Below are 23,939 nucleotides of genomic sequence, written 5' to 3' on the forward strand. Positions count from 1 at the left end.
CTAATGCCATTCCCGCTCACTCTCGGCCCCAAAACCCCATGCTTAGTTATACCGGTGGCATCGTGCTTTTTGCCGCGATGCTTCACGCGAGCTGGAACGCGATGCTGCACGGCAACCGCGACCGGTTCCTGTCGATGACCTGGATGAGCATCGCCATCGCGGCTGTCGCCACGCTCGTCGTCCTGGTCAATCCCTTGCCAGCCAGCGCCTGCTGGCCCTACCTCGTTGCATCGGGGCTCGTGCATATCTTCTACAACGTGAGCCTCGTGCGGTCGTATCGACGCAGCGACCTGGCGCTCGCGTATCCGATCGCGCGTGGCTCGTCGCCGCTGCTCGTCACGCTCGGCGCGGCGCTGTTCGCGCGTGAAGCGATCGGCCCGTTGCACGCGCTCGGGATCGCGATGGTCTCGGGCGGCATCATCGCGATCGCGTTGCAGGGGCGGCACGTGTCGCGCGCGGGTGTGCTGAGCGCGCTGACGACTGGTGCGACGATTGCGCTCTATACCGTGATCGACGGCATCGGCGTGAGACTGTCCGACGGTCAGCCGCTGACCTACACCGCGTGGATGTTCCTGTTCTACTGGCTGATGCCGCTGCTGTTCGTCGCAATGCGCGGCCTCGCGCCGCTATGCACACCGGTACGTGCCGAGCCGCTGTCGGTGGGCTCGTCGCTCGTCGGCGGTTTGGTGTCGATCGCGGCGTATGGCATCGTGATCTGGGCGCTGCAGTCGGGCGCGATGGGTGCGGTGTCGGCGTTGCGCGAAACCAGCGTGGTGTTCGCGGTGCTGATCGGGCGGGTGTTTCTTGGGGAAGCGGTCAATGGCGGGCGCTGGCTCGCCTGCCTGGTCGTTGCGGCTGGAGCGGCATGTCTGGGGCTTTGACGAGAGAGAGAGGATGCGGGTCGTTCATCGCCGGCTTGCCTTGATGTGACGGGTGGCAAGCAAGCCATGCGCGATTCGTCCTAAGCTTTCCTTCAGCTTTGACTGATAGATAGCGGGTTCGACAATGGCAGAGAAAAACAACGATGCCCCGTGGACCCCGATCCGGCCGACAGGCCGAAAAGAACCGTTACCGCTCGACCTATCTGCTCGAATTGGCGCGCGGCAGCTCGCACATTTCGAGCACGCTGGGCGCCGACAGCCGGCAAGCGGCGATCGCCGAAGTGCTGTGCGAATTTGGCCTCCAATACGGCAAGGACAAGTTGCCGGTCTTTCGCGCTCTGCTCGCGGAAAGCCTCGAGGACCGTGACAATCCGGACGCGGCGCGAGCGGTGCTGAGCTTCGCGCAGCGCCAAACGCTCTAGCCGCCGATCAGCTTCAACCCCACCGGCAGCGATTCGCCGAACACGCGGCCTTCGTCGGCGTTATCGAGAGCGACGACTTCGCTGACCATCGTGATCCAGGCGCGCGGCGCGCTCGCCGCTTCGAGGCGTCGCACGACGCTCGCGCGCAGTTCGTCGGGCAGATCGCGCGAGCGATCGCCGGTCATGCGGGCGATCTGCACCGCGGCGAACGCGGCCGGGTCGACCTTCTTCCAGTCGAGCGCGAGGATCGCGTCGAGCCATTGCGCGGCGACCTCGGGTGGCACGACGCTGTGCGCGCTGCCGTAGAACGGCTGGCGCGCGCCGATCCGTCCGACTGCCCACCAGCTTTGATGGTTTTCCGCGGGCTTTTTCAAGCGCGTGAGCACCGCCTCGCCGAGTTCGATCTTGCGTTCCGCCGGAATCCGTTCGAGCGATGCGGACAGGCGCACCATATCGGCGAAGCCGGTCTTCGCGACATCGAACGGCAGCTTGTGACGCGATTGCGCGGCCTTCTGCAGATAGTCCATCGCGTCGAGCACGCGCAACTGTTCGTCCTCGCCGAGACCGCCGGCCGCGCGGCGCCACAGCGTCCACCATTCGGACCACACCTGGCTGTCGGTCACGTATTGAATGCCGTCGTCGAACAGCGTCCACAGTTGCTCGACGCGCCATTCGTCGAGCGGATAGCCGAAGCCGGGCCGCACGCAATAGCCGGCCAGATTCAGCCACAGCCGCTCGTGATCGGCGGAGCGGCGCCGGCGCCGCGCGCGTTCCCACAGCGCGCCGAACAGCTCGCGCAGCAATGCGCTACCCCAGCCATCGCGCGGGCCGAGCAGATGTTCGAGCTGCGCGCGCAGGCGTTTGATTTCCTTCGGGTCGACGTTATGCGCGCGGGCGCCGAAGCAACGGTCGATCAGTTCGATCGCGCGATCGAGCGCCGGGTGGCGTTGCGGCGCGCCATCGGCGGATAGGTCTACTTGCGCGTCGCCGTGGCGCAGCTGGAATTCGAGCAGCCAGCGTTGCGATGGATCGTCGAGCTCGATGCAATGGACGTCGAGCGTGCCGACCTCGGTCAGCGACGTCGCGATGCGCACCGCGGTTTCGCGGGCGCGCTGGCCGTCGCGTGGCTGGACGATCGTCGCGATCGGCGGCAGGCGCACGAAGTCGCCGCCCGCGAGATCGACCAGCTCGCCAGGCTGATATGCGGTGTCCGCGCTAGACGACACCAGGTGAAAGCGCACCGGATGTCCGAGCCGCAGTGCGAACGTGCGATCCTCGATCAGAATCTCGTGAGCTTCCTCGGTGCCGCGCGGCAGCAGGCAGATGCCGCGTTGCGCGGGCGCTGCGTCCGGCTCGGCAACGTCTTTGCCGGCGGGCGTTTCGTCGAGCACCAGAAAATAGCTGCGCGGCGAACCGCCGCCGATTTTCGGCGCGAAGCCGGCGCGCGCGAGCGTATAGGCGACCGCGCCGCGCGCGACCGCGACGTCGGGGTTGTCGTTGTGCAGCACATGGAGCGGCGCGCCGCGCCAGCCGCCGAGCGTGTCGGCGAGACGCCGCGATAGCGCGTCGGCGCGGAACACGCCGCCGTTGAGCAGCAGCGTGTCGGGAACGGGCAGGGCGGCTGTGCGGGATGGGTCCGGCGTGCTGGAGTGCGCGCCGAGGGCCTTGCGCGACTGCGCGGCGAAGCGTTCGAGAAAGGCCGCGATATGCCGCGTGACCGCCGCATCGGTCGCGTACGGCAGGCCGAATTCGACGATCGCGCCGCGCGGGCGGCCCGGTCGTTGATCTGCGGCGACGCGCGGAAAGAATCCATCGACGATGATCTTCTCGACCTCGTCGCGCGTGACCTGGGTGGTGCGCGCACCGCCGATCAGCTTCGAGCCGGCGCCGAGCAGCGTGACCGGCGCCGCCTCGGGCGCCTGCGCGCCGAGCAACTGCTCCTTCGCGACGCGGCATCGCTCGACCAGCTGCGACAGGCTCGCCGCCGACAGCCGCTGCGGCGCCTGCCCAGCGCCACCGGCACCACCCAACAGCCGCGCCTCGACCAGATGCGCGAGCGCGAGGTCCATATTGTCGCCGCCGAGCATCAGGTGATTGCCGACACCGACCCGCGTCAGGCGCGGCTCGCCGTCGTCGGTCAGGCCGACTTCGATCAGCGTCAGATCGGTGGTGCCGCCGCCGACGTCGCAAATCAGCACGAGCCGGGTGTGCGCCAACTCGTCGGCAAGCGTGTCGCGATGCCGGAACAGCCAGTCATAGAACGCGGCCTGCGGCTCTTCGAGCAGCCGCAGCGACGGCAGCCCGGCAAGCCGCGCCGCTTCGACGGTCAACGCACGCGCGCCTTCGTCGAACGACGCGGGCACCGTCAGCACGACGTCCTGCTGTTCGAGCGGCGCCTTCGGAAAGTGCTGGTTCCACGCGGCCCGCACGTGCGCGAGGTAGCTCGCGCTCGCGTCGAGCGGAGAAATCTTGCGGACGTCGTCGGGCGCGCCCCACGGCAGGATCGGCGCGACGCGATCGACCGAAGCGTGCGACAGCCAGCTTTTCGCGCTCGCGACGAGCCGCCCGGGCACCTGCGCGCCGAGCAGCCGCGCGAGCCGGCCGACCACGACCGGCTGCCCGGCGTGTATGCCTTGGCCGGACGCCGCGCGCGCGGCGGGCCACGGCAACTGCAGATCGGCCGCGCTCAGCTCGCCGTCGGCCGCCTGATAGCGCACCGACGGCAACAGCGGCCGCGCGGCGACCTCGCCGGGGCTCACCAGCTGCTCGATCTCGAACACGCGGATCTGCTGCGAGCCGGCTTCCGCGTATGCGAGCACCGTGTTGCTGGTGCCGAGATCAATGCCGACGCTGTACCGCTTCATGTCACTCACGCATTCGGGTTGCCGCGCACGTCGAATTCGACTTTCCAGCGCTCGTCGGAGCCGCGCGGGATCGCCTCCAGTTCGAGCGTGCCCGCTTCGGTCACGCGCGCGTGCAGCTTCACCGGCACGACTTCACCGGCGGTGCGGCCGGCCGCCGGCAGCGTCGCCTGAATTTCCTCGAGTTCCTGCAACTCCTCGGGGCCCCAGTATTCGAGCAGCGTGCCCACCTGATCCTGTCGACGCACCGACGAGCCGAAGAAGCGGAAATGCACGGGCTCGCCGACGACCAGCCCGAACTCCTGCGCGGGCAACTCGGCGTCGGTGCCTTCTTCCATGCCGAACGGCGCGACGCACAGCGCCTGCACCGGCGGCTCGAGGCCGGGCACGGCCGGCATCGCCGATTCGATCGCGATGTAGTACGCGCGCGCGGTGCCGCCGCGAATCCGCACGCCGCGGCCGCGTCGCACGTAGCCGTAGTAGGCCGCGCCGCGCGCGACCGCCAGATCGAGGTCCGCGCCTTCGAGCAGACGCGCGCTCGCCGCGCCTTCGGCCGCGAGCCAGCCGTTCAGCGTGCTCATGATGCGCTCGACCAGCAGCGTCGACTTGAACACGCCGCCGTTGAACAGCACTGCGGTCGGATGCAGAAAGCTCGCGTTTTGCGCGGCGGCATTGGCCGCAGCTTCACCGAGCCCTTCGAGTTCGGCGAGCGCGCCGACCTGACGGCCGAGGAACGCCGCCAGATGCCGCGTGATACCCGCGTCCTGCGCATAGGGCAGACCGAGCTGCGTCAGACCCACCCGCGCGCGGCTCACCGGACGCGCGGCGCTGTCGACCTGCGGGAAGAAGCCGTCGAGGATCGTCTGCGTGAGCTCGGCGCGCGTCAGCTCGGTGCGGATCGAGCCGCCGATCAGCTTCGAGCCGCGGCTCGGCACGACGAGCGGCACGGTGTCGGTCGCGGGGTCGCTGAGCAGTGTTTCCTTCGCCGCGCGGCAAGCGTAGGTCAGCGCACGCAGCTGCCACGCGTCGGCCTGGGTGCCCTGCGCGGCGAGCTTGCGCGCGACCACGTGCGCGAGCGCGAGGTCCATGTTGTCGCCGCCGAGCAGGATGTGATCGCCGACCGCGACGCGATGCAGTTCGAGATTGCCGTCGCGTTCGATCACCGCGATCAGCGACAGGTCGGTGGTGCCGCCGCCGACGTCGACGACGAGGATGATGTCGCCGACCTTGACCTGCTTGCGCCACTGGCCGGCGCTCTTCTGGATCCAGCTATAGAGCGCCGCCTGCGGCTCTTCGAGCAGCGTCATGCGCGTGAAGCCGGCGGCCTCGGCTGCTTCCGCGGTCAGTTCGCGCGCGGCCGGGTCGAACGACGCGGGGATCGTCACCGTGACGTCCTGCTCGCCGAACGGCGCGTCCGGATGCGCGTGGTCCCACGCCTCGCGCAGGTGCGTCAGATAACGCACCGAGCTTTCGAGCGGCGACACGCGTGTGACTTCGGGCGGCGCGTCGTTCGGCAGAATGCCCGCGCGACGGTCGACGCCTGGATGGCACAGCCAGCTTTTCGCGCTCGACACGAGCCGGATCGGCGTGCCGGCGCCGCGATTGCGCGCGAATTCGCCGACCGCGAATTCGCGCTGGCCGGTCCACGGCAGGTACAGATCGCCGGAGGCCAGTTCGTCGGGATGCGGCAGGTACAGGAACGATGGCAAGAGCGGCAGAGTGTCGATTGCGCCGGGGCCCGTCAGCTGCGCGATCGACAGCACCTCCTGGGTGGTTTTCTCGCCGTCGCTCGCGTGCGTGTCCACGTAGGACAGCGCGCAGTGCGTGGTCCCGAGGTCGATGCCGATGGAATAGCGTGCGTCGCTCATAGCTCCACCTCCGCCGGCGCGATGACCTTCGCGTTATGGCCGTCCGCGAGCTTCGGCAGACGCACCTCGTCGACGCGCCAGCCGCGATGGCTGATGCTGCCGCTAAACGGCGCGCTGCCGACCACGTTGCCGGTCAGACGCACCGAACTCGCGTCGAAGCCGGCGGGCAGCGTCACTCGGCTGCCTTCGGCTTCGTCGCGCACCGGGCGGATCGTGAAGTGCTCGCGCAGCGTCGCGCGGCAGCCTTCGTGCACGAGGCGCGCGGCCGCGCCGATGTCGGCGTCGCTATAGGCCTTGATGTCTTCCTCGACGAAATCGATGAAGCGCGCGTCGCGTTGCAGCAGGCCGAGCAGTTGCAGCGCGGCGTCGGGGGTGGCCTCCTTCAGCACCGGGGCGGGTTGCGGCTTCGGTTGCGGGGCGGGTGCGGGTGCCGGGGTTGCCGCGGCGGCGGGGGCGGGCGCCGGGGCCGCGCCGAACTTTTCGCCGTTGCGCAGGCGCAGCACGTCGGCGGCGAACTCGCCATTGCCGAGAATGCGGAAAAACGTGCCCACGGCCAGCGAAATCCGGCCGAGGAAGGATGGGTTCGAATCGCTCATAAAGGCTCCTGATCTGCTCTGTTAGGGACGAGCGGTCCTCGCCGCGCCACGTGCGCCGGGCAGCGAAGCTGACGGGCCGGGCGCGGCTGTGATGTTGCGGGTCGGCGCGCGGCCGGGGGCGCGAGCCTTGGGCGATGATCATGCAACCGCCGGGCCGCCAGACTGTCCGGGACGCTTCGCGACCGGGTCGGCCGCGCGTGCGGCGCGCGCAAAACCCGTATTTTGCCTTGCGGCGCGCCCGACGCGGGCAAAGCCGGCAATTCTAGCGGGCAATGGGGTGGGATTGGCGGGGAGTTGGGGGGAAGGGGCGGTGTGCGCAGGTGCTTTGGGAGCGGGTTCCGGCTTGCTGCTGGCGCACCGGCGCGAGAGGCCGGCCGCTCGCCAGCCGCTCCCCGCGCAGTCTTGCCGCTTACGCGATGATGCGCATGTCGGCGACGTTACGACTTGCTCGGCTCTTTCGGTACCCGCTTGCCCGATGGTGCCGGCGCGGGCGTGACCGGCCCGGCGACTTTCATGTCGGCGCTGTGCGGTTGTCTGTGTGCGGCCATCGAGCGTCCAGGCCTGACCGACCCGGCGGCGTGCATGTTGGCAACGCGCGGTTGCCCGTGCGCGGCTGTCACGCGCGCAGGCCTGAGCGGCCCGGTGGCGTGCCTGTGGGCGCGCGGCGACTGTCCGTGCGCGGCCAGCGCCGGCGCGGGACCGGCAGCGCGCGCGAGCGGCGCACGCGCATCACCCGGATACCCCGGCAGATGACCGTCATGGCTTGCCATCACGCGACGCAGTTCCTCACGGCGATGGAAAACCTCCGCGCGACGATCGCCATGCGCGTAGAACTGGCGCTGCCGGACGCCGTCCCGGCCGACGACCCAGATATACGTATCGCCGCCGACGAATACCACGTCGCGGTCGACCACATTCGCGACGTACACATCGGTGGGCAACGGCTGATAGGCGGTCACGGTCACTTCGGTAGGGCGGTTCGGGGCGCTGACGAGCTGGCCTTGCCCACTGGTCACGCAGCCCGCGAGAAAGCTCGCGCACGCAGCCGACGCCAACAGCGCCTTGGTGATCTTTTTCAACTTCGTTCCCCGGTTTGTCTTGTTTATTTGTCGAGCGACGCCCTTTTAACGGCCAGGCGTTTTGCGTTCTTGAGATACGAATCGCCGATCGGGAAAATTAGTTGATGAATGCGCAGGCGAAAACCGCGCAGGCGAAAACGCATGCGCCAATGCGTGCGCAGCCGGGGCTCCGATCCGCGCTTAATTGCCGCCCGGATTGCCTTCTTTAGACTTCGCGTCGTGCCAGTTCATCCGGTGCCGATTGACGGTCTCGGTATGGCGCGCGTCGTCCTCGGTGTGCAGATAAAGGCTGGTCGTATTCAGCGACACGTGGCCGAGATTGTCGCGGATCGTGCGCAAATCGACGCCGCCGTCCGCCTGGTGCGAACCGGCCGTATGCCGCAGCCAGTGCGCCGACGCGCGCTCGAGTTCGTCGGCGCGATCGGCGAATTCGGCGCCGCGCGCGCGCAGCCACATCGCCGCGCCCGCGAAGATGCCTTTGATCGCGTCGTGAATCGCCGAGCGCGACAGGCAGCGGTTGCGACCCTTGAAGGGCAGCACGAGCGGGGTTTCCTCGGCGCGGGTCGGCAGCGCGGCGAGGCCATTCAGCGTCCGGTAGCTGCGCAGTTCCTGAACCAGTTCGGCCGACACCGGCACGATCCGCTCCTTGTCGCCCTTGCCGAGCGTTTCGAGCCACCACTGGTCCTGACCGTCGGCGCCGAGCCTTCGGAAGAACTGGCCCATCTGCCCGCCGGCGACCTCGGAAATGCGCATGCCCTGCAGATAGAACAGCGTGGTCAGCCAGCGGCAGCGCGCGTAGTACGCGCGCTGCGCATCGGTATCTTGCGGCAACTGCTCGACGAACAGTTTCACTTCGTCCCACAGCGACGTCGACAGATAGCGCGTGACGCGCGGCGCCGAGCGCTTCGCGCGCTGTCGCAGCAGCGCCATCGGATTGCCGCGCAGATAGCCCGCGTTGACGAGCCACGTGAACATCGCGTTCAGGATGATCAGCGCCTGGCGCTGGCTGGCCGGCGACAGCGGCCCGTTGAACGGCCGCCAGCGCGTGTCGCCGCGCGCGTACTTGCCGCCGTTCGCCGACACCCAGCGCGCGGCCGGCTGCGGATCGGCGATGAACGCCTTGAACAGCAGCAGATCCTCGTGCGTGAGTGACGACAGCGGCTTGCCGAGCTGCACGACGGCCCACAGCAGCAGCCGCTCGGCTTCCTTGCGGTAGTTGTCGAAGGTGGTCTTGGTGTCGGCGTAATTGGAGAGCCACGCGCGCACGGCGTCGAGGTCGTTGCGCGCCGATAGCTGGGAGTTTTCCGCCGCGCCGCGATTGGTGCCGTCGCGGCCATCGAGCAGTTCCGGCACGACGAGCGATTCGACGGGCTGGACGGTGGCGAGCTCAGCATTCGGGGCAGCTTTGGACACGGTTCGGGACACTCCTCGGGCGCACGCCGGTTGGCGTCATTCTGCTCCGCTCAGGCGTTGTCCGAAGCGTTTGCCTGAAAAGAAAACAGTGCCCATTCTGTTGCTGATGAAACGCGAAACCCTATCACACAGTAGACCGCGCCTGGCGCAAAACAGCGGGGCGCGCTCAAGCTTCGACGCAGCGACGATCGATCGGCATACAGTAATGGAGCGCGCCGCGCGATTGTTGCCCGCTATAGTCGCCATCTATTACCGGCATTGCCGGATTCGAATTCTATTGAACTTTGCCCTCGCCTATATTCGAATAGGAGTGGCGCGTCGGCCGGAGTCATCTGTTAGAGACTCCGGCTGCGTTTCCTTCAACCCTGGATTTCATGAGTGCACTGCCGAATCATTTGGCCGACTGTCGGGTTCCTCGATCGTCAAAATGCCACGGACGCCTGACAGGATGACAAACGCATAACAAGTACCTTGCATGGGATTGGAGAAAGTGCTTCGCACCGACTCCGATCGACAACGGAGACATCCTCCAAAGGAGAGAACGCATGTCAAACGAAGCAAAGTGCCCGTTCATCCACACCGCCGGCGGCGGGACGACCATTCGAGACTGGTGGCCGAAGCAATTGCGCGTCGATCTGCTGAACCAGCATTCCAACCGCTCCAATCCGCTAGACAAGGACTTCAACTATGCCGAGGCATTCAAGAGCCTCGACTACGACGCGATCAAGAAAGATCTCGCCGCGCTGATGACCGATTCGCAGCCCTGGTGGCCCGCTGACTTTGGCCACTACGGACCGCTGTTTATCCGTATGGCATGGCACAGCGCCGGCACCTACCGCATTGGCGACGGTCGCGGCGGCGCAGGGCGCGGCCAGCAGCGTTTCGCGCCGATCAACAGCTGGCCGGACAACGTGAGCCTCGACAAGGCGCGCCGGCTGCTATGGCCGATCAAGCAGAAATACGGGCAGAAAATTTCGTGGGCCGATCTGCTGATCCTGACCGGCAACGTCGCGCTCGAAACGATGGGTTTCAAGACATTTGGTTTCGGCGGCGGGCGCGAGGACACGTGGGAACCGGATCAGGACGTCTATTGGGGCAATGAAAAGACCTGGCTCGGCGGCGACGTGCGCTATGGCAAGGGCGCGGCCGGCAGGGAAGACGACGAAGGCGTGCTGGTCGCCGACGAAGAACTGCACGGCACCGAAAAGAGCCGCACCGATCCGCCCGGACGCAACCTCGAAAACCCGCTCGGCGCGGTGCAGATGGGCCTGATCTACGTGAACCCGGAAGGCCCGGACGGCAATCCCGATCCGCTCGCGGCCGCGGTCGACATCCGCGAAACGTTCGCCCGCATGGCGATGAACGACGAGGAAACGGTCGCGCTGATCGCCGGTGGCCACACATTCGGCAAGACGCACGGCGCGGGGCCCGCCGAGAACGTCGGTCCGGAACCGGAAGGTGCCGGTCTCGAGGAGATGGGGCTCGGCTGGCGCAACAGCTTCGGCACCGGCAAGGGTGGCGACACGATCACGAGCGGTATCGAAGTCACGTGGACCTCGACGCCGACGCAGTGGGGCATGGGCTATTTCCACAACCTGTTCGGCCACGAGTGGGAGCTGACCAAGAGCCCGGCCGGCGCGAATCAGTGGGTTGCGAAGGGCGCGGAGCCGACGATCCCGCATGCGCACGACCCGTCGAAAAAACTGCTGCCGACGATGCTGACGACCGACCTGTCGCTACGCCTCGACCCGATCTACGAAAAGATCTCGCGGCGCTTCATGGATAACCCGGACGAGTTCGCCGACGCGTTCGCGCGCGCATGGTTCAAGCTCACGCACCGCGACATGGGTCCGCGCGCCCGCTATCTGGGCCCGGAAGTGCCGGCCGAAGAACTGCTGTGGCAGGACCCGATTCCGGCCGTCGATCACCCGCTCGTCGACGACAAGGACGTCGCGGCGCTGAAGCAGAAGATCCTCGCGTCCGGACTGTCGGTGTCGCAGCTGGTCACGACCGCGTGGGCATCGGCCTCGACGTTCCGCGGCTCGGACAAGCGCGGCGGCGCCAACGGCGCACGCATCCGGCTCGCGCCGCAGAAGGACTGGGCAGTCAACCAGCCGGCCGAGCTCGCGAAGGTGCTGAAGGTGCTCGAAGGCATCCAGAGCGAGTTCAACGGTGCGCAGTCCGGCGGCAAGAAGATTTCGCTCGCCGATCTGATCGTGCTGGCCGGTGGCGCCGGCATCGAGCAGGCCGCGAAGAACGCCGGGCAGCAGGTGACGGTGCCGTTCTCGCCGGGTCGCATGGATGCGTCGCAGGATCAGACCGACGTCCAATCGGTCGGCGCGCTCGAGCCGGTCCACGACGGCTTCCGCAACTATTTGGGCGGCAAGTTCCCGGTGGAGGCGGAGAAGCTGCTGATCGACAAGGCGCAACTGCTGACGTTGACGGCGCCCGAGATGACGGCGCTGATCGGCGGCCTGCGCGTGCTGAAGGTGGGCGGTGGCAAGGAAGGTGTGCTGACGGACAAACCGGAAACGCTGACCAACGACTTCTTCCGTAACCTGCTCGATATGGGTACGGAATGGACGCCGGTGTCGGAGGCCGCGGAAACGTTCGAAGGCGCCGACGCGAAGAGCGGCGAGGTCAAGTGGACGGGTACCCGTGTCGATCTGGTGTTCGGCTCGAACTCGGTGCTGCGCGCCTTGAGCGAGGTCTACGCGAGCGAGGACGGTAAGGAGAAGTTCGTGCGCGACTTCATTGCCGCGTGGGTCAAGGTGATGAATCTGGATCGTTTCGATCTGGCTTGATCCAGCCACTGCGGCGCGCGTGGTTCATTGCCGCGCCGACACAGTGTTTGAAGGTAGCTTTGAGTAGTCATCGAGCGCGATTGCCGGGATGCCGGCAATCGCGTTTTTTCTTCGTCTCCTTCCCAGTCATCGACTCAGATCATCTTCAACACCACCCTGAAACGCGCGTGTCCGCTCAGCATCCGGTCGTAGGCCTGCGCGGCCTCGGCGAGCGGATACTCCTCGATCATCGGCTTGACGCCGGTGAGCGCGCTGAACGCGAGCGTGTCCTGCGAATCGGCCGAGGTGCCGGACGGCCAGCCTTGCACCGAGTTGCGTCCCATGATGAACTGCACGATCGGCACTTCGATCGGCTCTTCCGAGACGCCGACCATCACGAGCTTGCCGTTCAGGCCGAGACCGCCGAGCGTGGCTGTCATCGCCTTGCCGCTCGTCACCGTGGCGAGGATCAGCTTCGCGCCGCCCAGTGCCTGGAGCTTCTCGGCGACGTTTTCCGTTTTGCTGTCGATGTAGTGATGCGCGCCCAGTTGCTGCGCGAGCGGGGCCTTGTCCTGACCGCGCGCGATCGCCACCGTGCGAAAACCCATCTTGCGCGCGAACTGCACGCCTAGATGACCGAGGCCGCCGATGCCGAGAATCGCGACCACGTCGCCGGCGCGCGCGCCGCTATTGCGTATCGCGTTGAAGGTCGTGATGCCCGCGCACAGCAGCGGCGCGGCATCGACATCGGACAGATCGTCGGGAATGCGCGCCAGCGCTTCGACCGGGGCCACCATGTATTCGGCGTAGCCGCCGTCGTAGCTGATGCCGGGGATCAGCGCAAACTTGCACAGCACGAAGTCGCCCCGGCGGCAGTGTTCGCATTTGCCGCAGTGCCCGCCGTGCCAGCCGACCCCGACACGCTGCCCGAGCTGCCAGCCCTCGACACCCACACCGAGCGAGTCGATCACGCCCGCGATCTCATGACCGGGCACGCGCGGATAGGCGAGGCCCGGCCACAGCCCGTCCTTGGTCATCACATCGCTATGACAGATGCCGCAAGCCTGAATCCTGATGCGGACGTGACCCGCGCCCGCCTCGGGCACTTCACGTTCGACCAGTTCGAGCGGGCCGCCTGCCTGCTTCACTTCGACTGCTTTCATCGTGGGCATGATGTTCTTCCTTTCCAGTGGTGAACGGAACAAGAGGGGAACAAACTCAAACATCATAGTCCGCGCCCAGGCGGGTCGCCAGAAAGAAGCCGCCGTCAATTGGCCGATGACGATGACATCCGATGTAATTGGCGCGCCGCGCGGCCGCCGCTAATCTTCGGCTATTGCGCCGCCAATTGGATGGCGCGCAGCAGTTGTTTTCAGCCGATAAAAAGGAGGGCAATGCGATGAACGTCACGAGTCACGATCCGAAAGTGCAGCCGGGCGATCTCGGTAGTCTGTTGCGCTATTGGCGTGACGTGCGCGGCGTGAGTCAGCTCGATCTGTCGCTCGAGGCCGGCTTCTCGCAGCGGCAGATCAGCTTCATCGAAAGCGGGCGCAGCGTGCCGGGCCGCGACACGCTGCTGACGCTTGCGCAGACTCTCGACGTGCCGCTGCGCGAGCGCAATGCGCTGCTGCTTGCCGCCGGTTACGCACCGGTCTATTCGGAAGCGCCGTGGAATGCGCAAGAGATGAACGGCGTGGTTCGCGCGCTCGAACGGGTCGTGCGTCAGCATGAGCCGTTTCCGGCGCTCGTGATGGACCGCGACTGGAACGTGCTGATGAGCAACGACGCGGCTCCGCGCTTTTTCAACTGCTTCATCGACATGGCTGCGCGCGAAGGCCCGCGCAACATGCTGCATCTGATCTTCGATCCGCTCGGCATGCGTCCGTTCGTGGCCGATTGGGATGAGGTCGCGCGAAGCCTGCTGCAACGCGTGTATCGTGAATCGGTGGGTCATGTCATCGGTGCCCACACGAAGCGTCTACTCGATGAACTGCTTGCGTATCCCGATGTGCCACGCGACTGGAAGACGCATCATGGCTCTTCCACGACGCCCGCGACGCTGCCGATGATTCCACTCGGCTTCATCAGCGAAGGCGTGGTGCTGCGCTATTTCTCGATGGTCACGACCGTGGGTACACCGCAAAACGTGGCCGCGCAGGAACTGCGCATCGAATCCATGTTTCCCGCCGACGAGGCCACCGAAGCACGCCATCAGCAACTGCTTGCGATGCATGCATTGCCGCAACCTCCAATATCGGCAAACCGATGGACGGGAACTGAATGGCAGTGACCTTCAAGGCAGTCCCAGGCACGCTCGATGCTCCAGCGGGATATGCGCTGATCGCCTTGCGCAGTGTCCCGACGGACGCCTGATCGATGGAAGCCCGTCGCTCGCGCCCGCCAAAAACTGGAAGAACACAACACGAAACCGACCACCCCGTTACTGGCAGTCAGCTTCTTCGCAGCCGATGTGCAGGCAGGCGCGGGACCCTTTCTCGGCATCTATCTGCAAGCGCATGGATGGAGCCCCGACACGATCGGCACCGTGCTGACGCTGGGGGCCATCGTCAGCGTGCTCGTGACGGCCCCGGCTGGCGCGCTGGTCGATGCCATTTACCATCGGCGCGCGGTGGTGGTTGCCGCAAGCGCGCTGACGGTCGCCGCCGCGTGCGTGATCTGGCTCTCGCGCGGCTACTGGCCGATCGCGTTCTCGCAGATCGCCACGGCAGTGGCGGGCTCGGTCATGGGCACCGCGCTGATGGGATTGACGCTCGGCATGACCGGCCGCAGAAACTTCGACCGGCAATACGGCCGCAACCAGGTGGCGAACCACGCCGGCAACATCGTGGCGGCGGCTTTGTCCGGTGCGATCGGCTGGTGGCTCGGCATCGTCTGGGTGTTCGCGCTCGGGGCGGCGTTCGGGATCGCGTGCATTGTCTCCGTGTTGCTGATTCCCGCGCGCGCGGTGCATCGGCACTATGCGCGCGGCCTCGCGCACGAGGACGACAAGGATCGCTCGCAGGTGCGCGCGGACAGCGTGCGCGCGCTGATCCGCTGCCGCCCGTTGCTGTTGCTCGCGCTCGCGCTGGCCGCCTTCAGCCTCGGCAATTCCACGCTGCTGCCGCTTTACAGCCTTGCGCAAGCGGCGGCACACCACCGCGACGCCAGCGCGATCACGGCGGCCAATATCATCATTTCCCAGCTCGTGATGCTGGGCGCCGCTGTCTACGCGAGCCGCGCGATCCGCCGCTGGGGTTTCTGGTGGGTCATCCTCGCGACGCTGATCACGCTGCCGCTGCGCGGCTTGACCGCGGCATGGATCACGGCCGAGTGGGGGATCGTGCCGGTGCAAATCTTCGACGGTCTGGGCTCGGGGCTGCAAAGCGTCGCGATCCCGGCTCTCGTCGTGCACCTGTTGCATGGCAGCGGGCGGGTGAACCTCGGTCAGGGCGCGGTGCAAAGCGTGGAAGCCGCCGGCGGTTGCCTGAGTCCACTGCTCGGCGGATGGCTCGCCAGCCGCTTCGGCTACCCGACGGCATTTATTGCGCTCGGTAGCTTCGCGTTCATTTCGCTGGCCGTGTGGATCGCCCAAGGCGCGACGATCAGGCGAGCGTGCGATACGCGCCGCGACGAACTCGAGAAAATGACCGACATCGATGCGTCGGCGTTGTTTTCGTAACTCGGACGCCGCGGCCCGCAATTAGTTGAACCCACATGCTTGACCCAGATCAAGCCGCCCGCCATGCCGGGGCGCATGATGTAAGCGCGTGACGCAATAGGAAGCATCGTGTCTCATTCCGGCCACAGGAGAAGTCCGTCATGAAAGCACTCGTTTATCACGGTCCGGGCAAAAAGTCGCTCGACGAACGGCCGATCCCCGAACTCGCGGCGCCCACCGATGCAATCGTCAAAGTCACTCGCACGACGATCTGCGGCACCGATCTGCACATTCTCAAAGGCGACGTGCCGAGCTGCGAGCCGGGCCGCATTCTCGGCCACGAAGGCGTCGGTGTCGTGCATCAGGTCGGCGACGCGGTGAGCGGGCTCGCGGCCGGCGATCACGTGCTGATCTCGTGCATTACCTCGTGCGGTCGCTGTGACTACTGCAGGCGCGGGATGTATTCGCATTGCACGACGGGCGGCTGGATTCTCGGTAACCGGATCGACGGCACGCAGGCCGAATACGTGCGCATTCCGCATGCGCAGAGCAGTCTGTACCGGATTCCGGCCGGCCTCGACGAAGAGGCGCTCGTGATGCTGTCCGACATTCTGCCGACCGGCTTCGAATGCGGCGTGCTCAACGGCAAGGTTCAGCCGGGGTCTACGGTGGCGATCGTCGGCGCCGGACCCATCGGGCTCGCGGCGCTGTTGACCGCGCAGTTCTACTCGCCGGCGCAGATCATCATGATCGATCCCGATGTCAACCGGCTCGAGGTCGCGCACCGCTTCGGCGCGACCGCGTGTGTCGACAACGCGCATACCGATGCGGTCGCGCAAGTGCTGAAGCTGACGGAATCGGTCGGCGCCGACTGCGTGATCGAAGCGGTCGGCATTCCGCCGACGTTCGAGCTTTGCCAGCAACTGGTCGCGCCTGGCGGAACGATCGCGAACATCGGCGTACACGGCGTGAAGTGCGATCTGCATCTGGAACAGCTGTGGGATCGCAACATCGCGATTACGACGCGTCTCGTCGATACCGTCAGTACCCCGATGCTGATGAAGACGGTCAAGGCGGGGCGGATCGATCCGACGCGTCTGATCACGCATCGGTTCCGGCTCGACGATATTCTTTCGGCTTACGAAACGTTCTCCAGTGCGTCGAGCACGCGCGCGCTGAAGGTGTTGATCGAGGCGTCTTAGGCGGGGCGCGGCGAGCCGGAGCGGTGGCGCGTGGCACGCGCGCGCCGCGCCGCGATTTGCGACCTGGCTGCAACTCCATTCGAAAGCGCACGATTGGCCCAGATCAATCGCGGATGCGGCGCATGGTCGCGCGGCAGACCTCTATACTGTGCGTCGTCAAAACACGAGGCCCTGTCGCCGACCCGTGGCTCCGCCACCTCGCGAAATCGGCATCGCTCGCCCCGCCCATCCATGGATACTGATTTGTCGTCGCCGCGCCGCTCACGGTTCACGCGCGTTATCGAGGTGTTCAGCGCATTTCTCAAACTCGGGCTGACCAGTTTCGGTGGCCCGATCGCTCACATCGGTTACTTCCGGCGCGAGTTCGTCGAGCAGCGCCGCTGGCTCGACGACGAAGCCTTCACCGACCTGGTCGGCCTGTGCCAGTTTCTGCCGGGCCCCGCGAGCAGCCAGGCGGGATTTTCGATCGGGTTGCTGCGGGCCGGGTGGGCCGGGGGCGTTGCCGCCTGGTGCGGCTTCACGCTGCCGTCGGTACTCGTGATGCTGGCCTTTGCCGCGATCGCGCCGGACCTCGGCGGAGCGCTCGGCACGGCTGTGATCCATGGCCTGAAACTCGTCGCGGTGGCCGTCGTCGCGCAGGCCGTCTGGGACATGGCGCGGCGTCTGTGTCCGGATCGCCGCCGCGCGGCGATCGCGCTCGCATCGCTCGTATTGCTGAGTGTGCTTGGCACCGTCTACGCCCAACTGATCGTGATCGGCGCCGGCGCCGTGCTCGGTGTCACTCTGTGCCGAACCACGGCGGCGCAAGCGCCACGCGCCACTCCTCTGCGGGCCGGCGATTTTTCAGGTGTCGCGCACGGCGGGCATCGTCGCGCTAGTGATGTTTTGCGCATTGCTGTTCGCGTTGCCGCTATGGGCGGCAAGCGGGCCCTCGCAAGGCCTGCGCGTATTCGACGTGTTCTATCGCTCGGGCGCGCTCGTGTTCGGCGGCGGGCACGTGGTGCTGCCGCTTTTGCAGCGTGAAACCGTCGCGACCGGATGGGTCTCGCCCAACGACTTCCTGGCCGGCTATGGCGCGGCCCAGGCCGTACCTGGACCTCTATTCACGTTCGCGGCGTTTCTCGGCTGGATGATGGCGCTGCCACCCAGACACTGGAGCGGCGCACTGCTGGCGACAGTGGGCATCTTTCTGCCGGGACTGCTGCTCGTGCTCGCCGCATTGCCGTGGTGGCAGGCGCTGCGAGCGCGTGCGGCGATGGCAGCGGCGCTTGCCGGCGTCAATGCCGCGGTGGTCGGCCTGCTGGCCGCCGCGCTCTATTCGCCGGTGTGGACGAGCGCGGTGTTGTCCGCGACGGATTTCGCGGTCGCGTGTATCGGCTTTTTGCTGTTACTGCGCTGGAAGGTGCCGCCGCTTGCGGTTGTCGTGCTGTGTGTGGCGGCCGGCGTTGCTCAAACCGTGTGGCACCCGCTCTGACAGCGCTAATGGCGCACGGACGATCACGCGGCCTCGGTGCGTTTGCCGCAGCACGACGCGACGCCACCGCTGATGACGCGGAACGCCGCCTTGACGTACGTCAAATCCGCGGTGGATTGCGTGATTAAGCTGGAGACGTCGCGGCACTTCATGCGCTTGGGGGCGTCACCATGCATATTTCCTTTCCATCCTGCATGCCCGAATACTGCGCCCGCGATCTGGTGCTGGCGTTTCCGGCGCACGTCGACGATCGGTCCGTGCAGTGCGCGATTACCGCCGAGGCGCTCGAAGATCACTTCGGCGCGCGCTCGCTGCGCGAGGACGATCTGGTCCAGGCGTTCCTCGCGCACCGCTATCAGATCGAGCAGGCCGCCAAACAGCTGCTCGAGGAGGTCGGCGCGAAGCCCGTGCTGCTGCACAGCGGGTTCTTCAGGTTCTCCGCGTGACCGGCGGCAATTATCCGGTGCTCTACGCGATTGGCGCGGTGGCGCTCCTTCTCGCACTCGCCGTCGATCCGTTTGCCGCGCGCAGCGCGAAATGAATGCGACGGTTTCGTCTGTACCGGCGATCGGTATGGCCCTGGCGCTGCCGTTGATCGGCGTGGCGCACAATGTTGACGAGCTGATCGCGCTGCGTTTGATCGCCGGTTTGGTAGGCGGCTATGCATCCGCTCGCCAACCAGTCGATCGAGCCGATCATCACCGTGTATTCTTCGTGACCGGCGCGCGGCTGATCGCCTGCGGTGGCCTCGCGCGCTGGGCGCACGGCCGCGCTGGAGCCTGACAGGCAGGCAAGCCGGCAGGTACATTGAACCTTTTAACGCATCCGGTGGGAAGGGAACATGAGCACTCAAGCGGACAATCGCGCGTTACTGCGCACGCTCGGCATCCACAAGCCGATCATTCAGGCGCCGATGGCCGGCGTCACCACGCCGGCGCTCGCGGCCGCGGTGTCGAACGCGGGCGGTCTGGGCTCGCTCGGCGTTGCCGCGATGAACGCGGAGAACGCGCGCCGCGCGATCCACCAGACCCGCGAGCTAACCACGAAACCGTTCAACATCAATGTGTTCTGCCATCGCCCGGCCACACCCGATGCGGCCGTCGAGCGTGCATGGCTCGCCTGGCTCGAACCGGTGTTCCGGCAATACGGCGCGACGCCGCCGCAAGCGCTCTCCGAGATCTACACGAGCTTCGTCGTCGACACCGCGATGCAGGCGATGCTGCTCGCGGAGAAGCCGGCCGTCGTCAGCTTCCATTTCGGCTTGCCGCCCGATGCGGTGATCGCGCAACTGAAGCACGCGGGCATCCGTTTGCTGGCGAGCGCGACCAATCTCGACGAAGCGGCGACGGCCGTCGAAGCAGGCGTCGATGCGATCGTCGCGCAGGGCATCGAGGCGGGCGGTCATCGCGGCATATTCGACACGACCTCGCGCGACGAGCGCCTCGGCACGTTCGCATTGACGCGTCTGCTGGCGAGCGAGTTCGACCTGCCCGTGATCGCGGCGGGCGGCATCATGGACGGCGCCGGCATCGCGGCCGCGCTTGCGCTGGGCGCGCAGGCGGCGCAAATGGGCACGGCCTTCGTCGCATGCCCGGAGACCTCGATCGACGACGCTTATCGCAGCGCGTTGCTCAGCGATGCGGCGCGCTCGACGACATTCACTTCGGCCATATCGGGGCGCCTCGCGCGCAGCATCGTCAATCGCTTCACGGCGCTCGGCGAGGACCCGCAGGCCCCGCAAACGCCTTCCTATCCGATCACTTACGACGCCGGCAAGGCGCTCAATGCTGCCGCCAAAGCCAAGGGTGAGTTCGGCTACGGCGCGCAATGGGCGGGGCAGGCCGCGCCGCTTGCGCGTTCGATGCCCGCCGGCGAACTGATCGCGCAACTCGAACGCGAAACGCGTGAAAGTATCGAGCGGCTGCAATCGGTGTGGAACTGAGCAGTCTGATTTTCATGCCTCGCATCGATCGAAAACATCGGCACGCATCCTCGAAACAAAAAAACAAAGGGAGACAGGCATGCAACGCAAATTCGACGATCTGCTGCTGGGCAGCATCGAGCTCTTCTGTTTCGCGGCGGAGCTCGGAAGCTTTACGCTCGCGGCCAACGCCGCGAGTGTCACGCCGGCGGCGGTGAGCCGCTCGGTGGCGCGGCTCGAGGAACGGCTCGGCGTGCGCCTGTTCGTGCGCACGACGCGCCAGATCCGTCTGACCGACGCGGGGCGGCGCTACTTCGAGCAGTGCCGTCAGGCGTTGTCGCAACTGATGGACGCCGAGCGCGAAGTGACGGGCGAGCAAACCACACCGGCAGGCATGCTGCGCATCAGCATGCCGACGCCGTATGGGCACTATCGCGAGTTGCCGCTGCTGCCGGCGTTTCGCGAGCGCTATCCGCAAGTCCAGGTCGAGACGCACCTGAGCAACCGCAACATCGACTTCGCGGACGAAGGTTTCGATCTGGCGATACGCGGACGCGCACCGGCCGATTCAAACCTCGTCGCGCGCAAGCTCGAAGATGCGGAAATGGTCGTGGTGGCGACGCCCACTTACCTGCAACGCGCGGGGGTGCCGAACACCGTCGAGGACCTGCAGACCCACGAGTGCATCCAGTTCGAAATGCCGAGCAGCGGGCGTCATCTCGCGTGGACCTTCGAGGGCTCGGCTGACAATGGCGACGTGCTGACCCGGGGAAGCTATGGAACCTCGGGCGATGCGCTCGCCGGCGTGACGCTCGCGCGTGCCGGCGCGGGTCTCTTTCAGACTTATCGCTTCGTCGTGGCCGACGACCTGCGCGAAGGTCGGCTCGTGGAAGTGTTGCGCGAAGCGGGCGGGCGTACGCGGCCATTCATCCTGCTTTATCCGCACGCGCGCTATCTGACTTCGCGCGTGCGGGTTTTCGTCGAATTTCTGATCGAGCAGTTGGCCACGCCCACGACACCCCCTGTGCCCGCGCCACGCACGCGCGCGCACTGAGCGGCGCGCGCGTCTTCATCGCATGGCCCCGCTCAGTGGCCCGCGCTCTGGCCGCCGTCCACATGCAGGATCTCGCCGGTCACGAACGGCGCCGAGTCGAGATAGAGGATCGCATTCACGATGTCGCTCATCTCGCCCATATGACCTACCGGATGCAATGCGCCGAGCGCCGCATGGGTTTCGGGCGCATGCATCGGTGACTTGATGATGCCGGGCGAAACTGCATTGGCGCGAATGCCGCGCTTCGCGTACTCGATCGCAAGCGAGCGGGTCGCGGCGGCGAGGCCGCCCTTGGTCAGCGAGGCCAGCACGGACGGCACACCGTCGATCGCGTGATCGACGAGGGTCGTCGTGATGCTGACCACATGGCCGCGCTCATGCTTCTCCATCTCGGCGATCGCCAACTGCGTGATGTGGAAGAAGCCCGCGAGATTGATGCTGGTGATGGTCGCGTAATCTTCGGCCGTGTACTGCGTGAACGGCTTGGCCACGAAAATGCCCGCATTGTTCACGAGCGTATCGACACGACCGAAACGTGCCACCGCTGTGTCGATCACGCGTCGGGCGGTGGCCGGATCGGCAATGTCACCGGCCACCGTGACGAGGTTGGGATCGTCGGACGGCTTGATGCTGCGCGATGTCGCGACCACGTTATGGCCGAGCTTGCGAAATGCCTTGACGGTTTCGGCGCCGATGCCTTGCGATGCACCGGTGACCACGATGACTTTGGGAGACTGACTCATAGTGAACCTCGAAGTTGGTTGGATCAGCAATCTGTGATCGGACTGTTGGCTCCGATGGCTACTAATTTATGCAGTCGTGCTCCGCTTTTGCATACAGGGCGCGGACAAACACTTGTGAGCCGCAGGAACAAGCGGTGAGTGATGACACGTGTCGGCAGTCGTCCTGTCGGTGCCGGTCGCGATTGTCGCCGGTAGATCAATTCAGTTTTGCACCGCGTAGCGCATACGGCGAGGAAATGCGCTTGCACAAATCTGCATAGTCAAATATATTGAAGTCAGATACCGAAGAGGCGATCGATGGACGATTCGATCAACGAAGACTTCGAGCGGACGCAGAAGCTGGTGTCCGTGCTGGGTCAGGCGCGTCAGCTGATTGCAAGCGAACTCAGGGCAGGGCTCGCGGATGCAGGACTCAATCTGCAGCAGCGCGGCGTTCTGCTCACGCTGGCGCGCGGGAGCGCGAAAACACCGGCCGCCCTGTCGAAATTGGCTGGCGTGCACCCGACACGGATGACCCGCGTGCTGGACAGGCTCGAAGACAGCGGATTGATCGAGCGCGCCCGCAACGGCAGGGATCGTCGACTCGGCAATGTTTCATTGACGCAGAAAGGGCGAGCCATCGCCGCGCGCCACACACGGGTTGTCCAGGGAGCATGGAGCGAGCGGCTTTCGCACTTCTCGAAGTCGGACTTCGACGCGTTGAGCCTGCTTCTTTCAAGACTGCTCGACCGCTAAGGCGGTTTTTTTCAACCACTTATCTGACAATGCAGATAATCGCCCGGCACTGAAGGGCGCTCCGAACCGAGACGAGGACATGAATCCACCGACCAACCCGGGCGCGCCGGCCCAGCTGACTGGCGCAAAGTTCGCACTCGGCACGTTTGCCGTAGCGCTCGCCACCTTCATGAACGTGCTCGATTCGTCGATCGCCAACGTCGCGATTCCGACGCTGTCGGGCAACCTCGGCGTGTCGATCGACGAAGGCACATGGGTCATTACGCTGTTTGCCGCGGCCAACGCGGTGTCGATTCCGTTGACGGGGTGGCTCACGCAGCGCATCGGCCAGGTCAAGCTGTTCGTCTGGGCGATCCTGCTGTTCGTGCTGTCATCGGCGGCGTGCGGACTCGCTCCGAACCTGCTGGTGCTGCTCGTCGCGCGCGTCGTGCAGGGCGCGGTGGCGGGGCCGCTGGTGCCGCTGTCGCAGGCCATGCTGCTCGCGTCGTTTCCCAAGGAAAAAGGCTCGAGCGCGCTTGCGCTGTGGGCGATGACGGCGACGGTCGGGCCGATCGCGGGCCCCGCGCTCGGCGGCTGGATCACCGACAGCTACAGCTGGTCGTGGATTTTCTACATCAACGTGCCGGTCGGCCTGTTTGCCGCCGGTGCGATCTGGGTGGTCTGCCGCGATCGCGAGACGCCGTCGCGCAAGCTCCCGATCGACAAGGTCGGGCTGATCTCACTGATCGCCTGGGTCGCGCCGCTGCAGATCATGCTCGACAAGGGCCGCGACCTCGACTGGTTCAGCTCGCCGGTAATCTGGGTGCTGACGATCGTCGCCGTGGTCAGCTTCCTGTTCTTCCTGATCTGGGAGTTGACCGAGGAAAAGCCGATCGTCAACCTGCGGCTTTTCGCCAGACGTAACTTCCTCGGCGGCACGATTGCGATTTCGGTCGCCTACGCGATCTTCTTCGCCAACCTCGTGATCCTGCCGCAGTGGATTCAGGGCTTCCTCGGCTACCGGGCGGTGGATGCGGGGCTCGTGACCGCGCCGCTCGGCATTTTCGCCGTGATCCTCGCGCCGGTGATGGGCAAGATCATGCCGCGCTCGGACATGCGGGTGCTCGCCACGCTTGCGTTCGCCGGATTCGCTGCGGTGTTTTTCATGCGCTCGAACTATACGACCGGCGTAGACGCGTGGACCCTCGTGCTGCCGACGCTGCTGCAAGGCATCCCGACCGCGTTGTTCTTTACGCCGCTGACGGCGATC

General features: G+C 66.1%; 20 protein-coding genes and 1 pseudogene. 13 read left to right on the forward strand and 8 right to left on the reverse strand.

From position 1 onward, the window contains the following. The first annotated feature begins 38 nt into the window (after positions 1-38). Together AB3X94_RS03295 and AB3X94_RS03300 are read left to right on the forward strand one after the other, a co-directional pair. On the forward strand, positions 39-881 hold the full coding sequence (locus tag AB3X94_RS03295) for an EamA family transporter (protein ID WP_368610759.1): 843 nt from the start codon (positions 39-41) through the stop codon (positions 879-881). A gap of 143 nt (positions 882-1,024) precedes the next feature. Then, on the forward strand, positions 1,025-1,303 hold the full coding sequence (locus tag AB3X94_RS03300) for a hypothetical protein (RefSeq protein WP_176108433.1): 279 nt from the start codon (positions 1,025-1,027) through the stop codon (positions 1,301-1,303). On the opposite strand, the gene AB3X94_RS03305 is transcribed toward AB3X94_RS03300, so the two are convergent. The 5 genes from AB3X94_RS03305 to AB3X94_RS03325 form a co-directional block, all read right to left on the reverse strand. Beyond that, positions 1,300-4,176 (reverse strand): Hsp70 family protein, encoded by a 2,877-nt coding sequence (locus tag AB3X94_RS03305; RefSeq protein ID WP_368610760.1) that lies wholly within the window; start codon positions 4,174-4,176, stop codon positions 1,300-1,302. The genes AB3X94_RS03300 and AB3X94_RS03305 overlap by 4 nt on opposite strands. Continuing rightward, positions 4,173-6,032, reverse strand: coding sequence for an Hsp70 family protein (locus AB3X94_RS03310; RefSeq protein WP_368610761.1), 1,860 nt, complete (start codon positions 6,030-6,032; stop codon positions 4,173-4,175). The genes AB3X94_RS03305 and AB3X94_RS03310 overlap by 4 nt, the downstream gene beginning before the upstream one ends. Further along, the gene (locus AB3X94_RS03315) at positions 6,029-6,628 is read right to left on the reverse strand and encodes a DUF2760 domain-containing protein (RefSeq protein ID WP_368610762.1); all 600 of its coding nucleotides are present in this window, start codon (positions 6,626-6,628) and stop codon (positions 6,029-6,031) included. The genes AB3X94_RS03310 and AB3X94_RS03315 overlap by 4 nt, the downstream gene beginning before the upstream one ends. A 437-nt stretch (positions 6,629-7,065) precedes the next feature. Beyond that, entirely contained in the window at positions 7,066-7,707 is a 642-nt protein-coding gene (locus tag AB3X94_RS03320; protein WP_217709926.1) for a hypothetical protein, read from the reverse strand. A 180-nt stretch (positions 7,708-7,887) separates the two neighbouring features. Continuing rightward, positions 7,888-9,132: a tyrosine-type recombinase/integrase gene (locus AB3X94_RS03325; protein ID WP_368610763.1), complete on the reverse strand. Its 1,245-nt coding sequence runs from the start codon at positions 9,130-9,132 to the stop codon at positions 7,888-7,890. A 533-nt stretch (positions 9,133-9,665) separates the two neighbouring features. Between AB3X94_RS03325 and katG the strand changes: the two genes are divergently transcribed. Further along, entirely contained in the window at positions 9,666-11,924 is a 2,259-nt protein-coding gene (gene katG / locus AB3X94_RS03330) for a catalase/peroxidase HPI (RefSeq protein ID WP_368610764.1), read from the forward strand. Positions 11,925-12,058: 134 nt separating this feature from the next. Here the strand turns inward: katG and AB3X94_RS03335 are convergent, their stop codons facing one another. Beyond that, complete coding sequence (locus tag AB3X94_RS03335; protein ID WP_368610765.1) at positions 12,059-13,075, reverse strand: alcohol dehydrogenase; 1,017 nt, start codon at positions 13,073-13,075, stop codon at positions 12,059-12,061. Positions 13,076-13,302: 227 nt separating this feature from the next. On the opposite strand from AB3X94_RS03335, the gene AB3X94_RS03340 reads away from it, so the two are divergent. The 4 genes and pseudogenes from AB3X94_RS03340 (at position 13,303) to chrA (ending at position 18,237) form a co-directional block, all read left to right on the forward strand. Beyond that, positions 13,303-14,193 (forward strand): helix-turn-helix domain-containing protein, encoded by an 891-nt coding sequence (locus AB3X94_RS03340; protein ID WP_176108440.1) that lies wholly within the window; start codon positions 13,303-13,305, stop codon positions 14,191-14,193. 117 nt (positions 14,194-14,310) lie between these two features. Further along, positions 14,311-15,582 carry an MFS transporter gene (locus AB3X94_RS03345; protein ID WP_368610784.1) on the forward strand — a complete coding sequence of 424 codons (1,272 nt, stop codon included), beginning with the start codon at positions 14,311-14,313 and terminating at the stop codon, positions 15,580-15,582. A gap of 140 nt (positions 15,583-15,722) precedes the next feature. Further along, on the forward strand, positions 15,723-16,763 hold the full coding sequence (locus tag AB3X94_RS03350; protein WP_368610766.1) for a zinc-dependent alcohol dehydrogenase family protein: 1,041 nt from the start codon (positions 15,723-15,725) through the stop codon (positions 16,761-16,763). 231 nt (positions 16,764-16,994) lie between these two features. Continuing rightward, positions 16,995-18,237: pseudogene (gene chrA, locus AB3X94_RS03355) on the forward strand (chromate efflux transporter). Positions 18,238-18,260: 23 nt separating this feature from the next. Here chrA and AB3X94_RS03360 read toward each other — a convergent pair. Beyond that, positions 18,261-18,413 (reverse strand): hypothetical protein, encoded by a 153-nt coding sequence (locus AB3X94_RS03360; RefSeq protein ID WP_368610767.1) that lies wholly within the window; start codon positions 18,411-18,413, stop codon positions 18,261-18,263. Between AB3X94_RS03360 and AB3X94_RS03365 the strand changes: the two genes are divergently transcribed. The 4 genes from AB3X94_RS03365 (at position 18,408) to AB3X94_RS03380 (ending at position 21,212) form a co-directional block, all read left to right on the forward strand. After that, complete coding sequence (locus tag AB3X94_RS03365; protein ID WP_176108444.1) at positions 18,408-18,683, forward strand: DUF1488 domain-containing protein; 276 nt, start codon at positions 18,408-18,410, stop codon at positions 18,681-18,683. The two genes, AB3X94_RS03360 and AB3X94_RS03365, sit on opposite strands and share 6 nt — an antisense overlap. Before the next feature lie 127 nt (positions 18,684-18,810). Further along, positions 18,811-19,020: a hypothetical protein gene (locus AB3X94_RS03370; protein ID WP_217710223.1), complete on the forward strand. Its 210-nt coding sequence runs from the start codon at positions 18,811-18,813 to the stop codon at positions 19,018-19,020. Between the two features lie 58 nt (positions 19,021-19,078). Then, positions 19,079-20,179 carry a nitronate monooxygenase family protein gene (locus AB3X94_RS03375; protein ID WP_176108445.1) on the forward strand — a complete coding sequence of 367 codons (1,101 nt, stop codon included), beginning with the start codon at positions 19,079-19,081 and terminating at the stop codon, positions 20,177-20,179. A gap of 79 nt (positions 20,180-20,258) precedes the next feature. Continuing rightward, positions 20,259-21,212, forward strand: a complete 954-nt coding sequence (locus AB3X94_RS03380; RefSeq protein WP_368610768.1) for a LysR family transcriptional regulator — start codon at positions 20,259-20,261, stop codon at positions 21,210-21,212. A 32-nt stretch (positions 21,213-21,244) separates the two neighbouring features. On the opposite strand, the gene AB3X94_RS03385 is transcribed toward AB3X94_RS03380, so the two are convergent. After that, entirely contained in the window at positions 21,245-21,955 is a 711-nt protein-coding gene (locus tag AB3X94_RS03385) for an SDR family NAD(P)-dependent oxidoreductase (protein ID WP_176108447.1), read from the reverse strand. Between the two features lie 297 nt (positions 21,956-22,252). On the opposite strand from AB3X94_RS03385, the gene AB3X94_RS03390 reads away from it, so the two are divergent. Together AB3X94_RS03390 and AB3X94_RS03395 are read left to right on the forward strand one after the other, a co-directional pair. Continuing rightward, entirely contained in the window at positions 22,253-22,690 is a 438-nt protein-coding gene (locus AB3X94_RS03390) for a MarR family winged helix-turn-helix transcriptional regulator (protein WP_368610769.1), read from the forward strand. 79 nt (positions 22,691-22,769) lie between these two features. Then, on the forward strand, positions 22,770-23,939 hold a 1,170-nt coding region (locus tag AB3X94_RS03395; protein ID WP_368610770.1), incomplete at its 3' end, for a DHA2 family efflux MFS transporter permease subunit.

Source organism: Paraburkholderia sp. BR10923 (assembly GCF_040948765.1).
Classification (GTDB): Bacteria; Pseudomonadota; Gammaproteobacteria; order Burkholderiales; family Burkholderiaceae; genus Paraburkholderia; species Paraburkholderia youngii.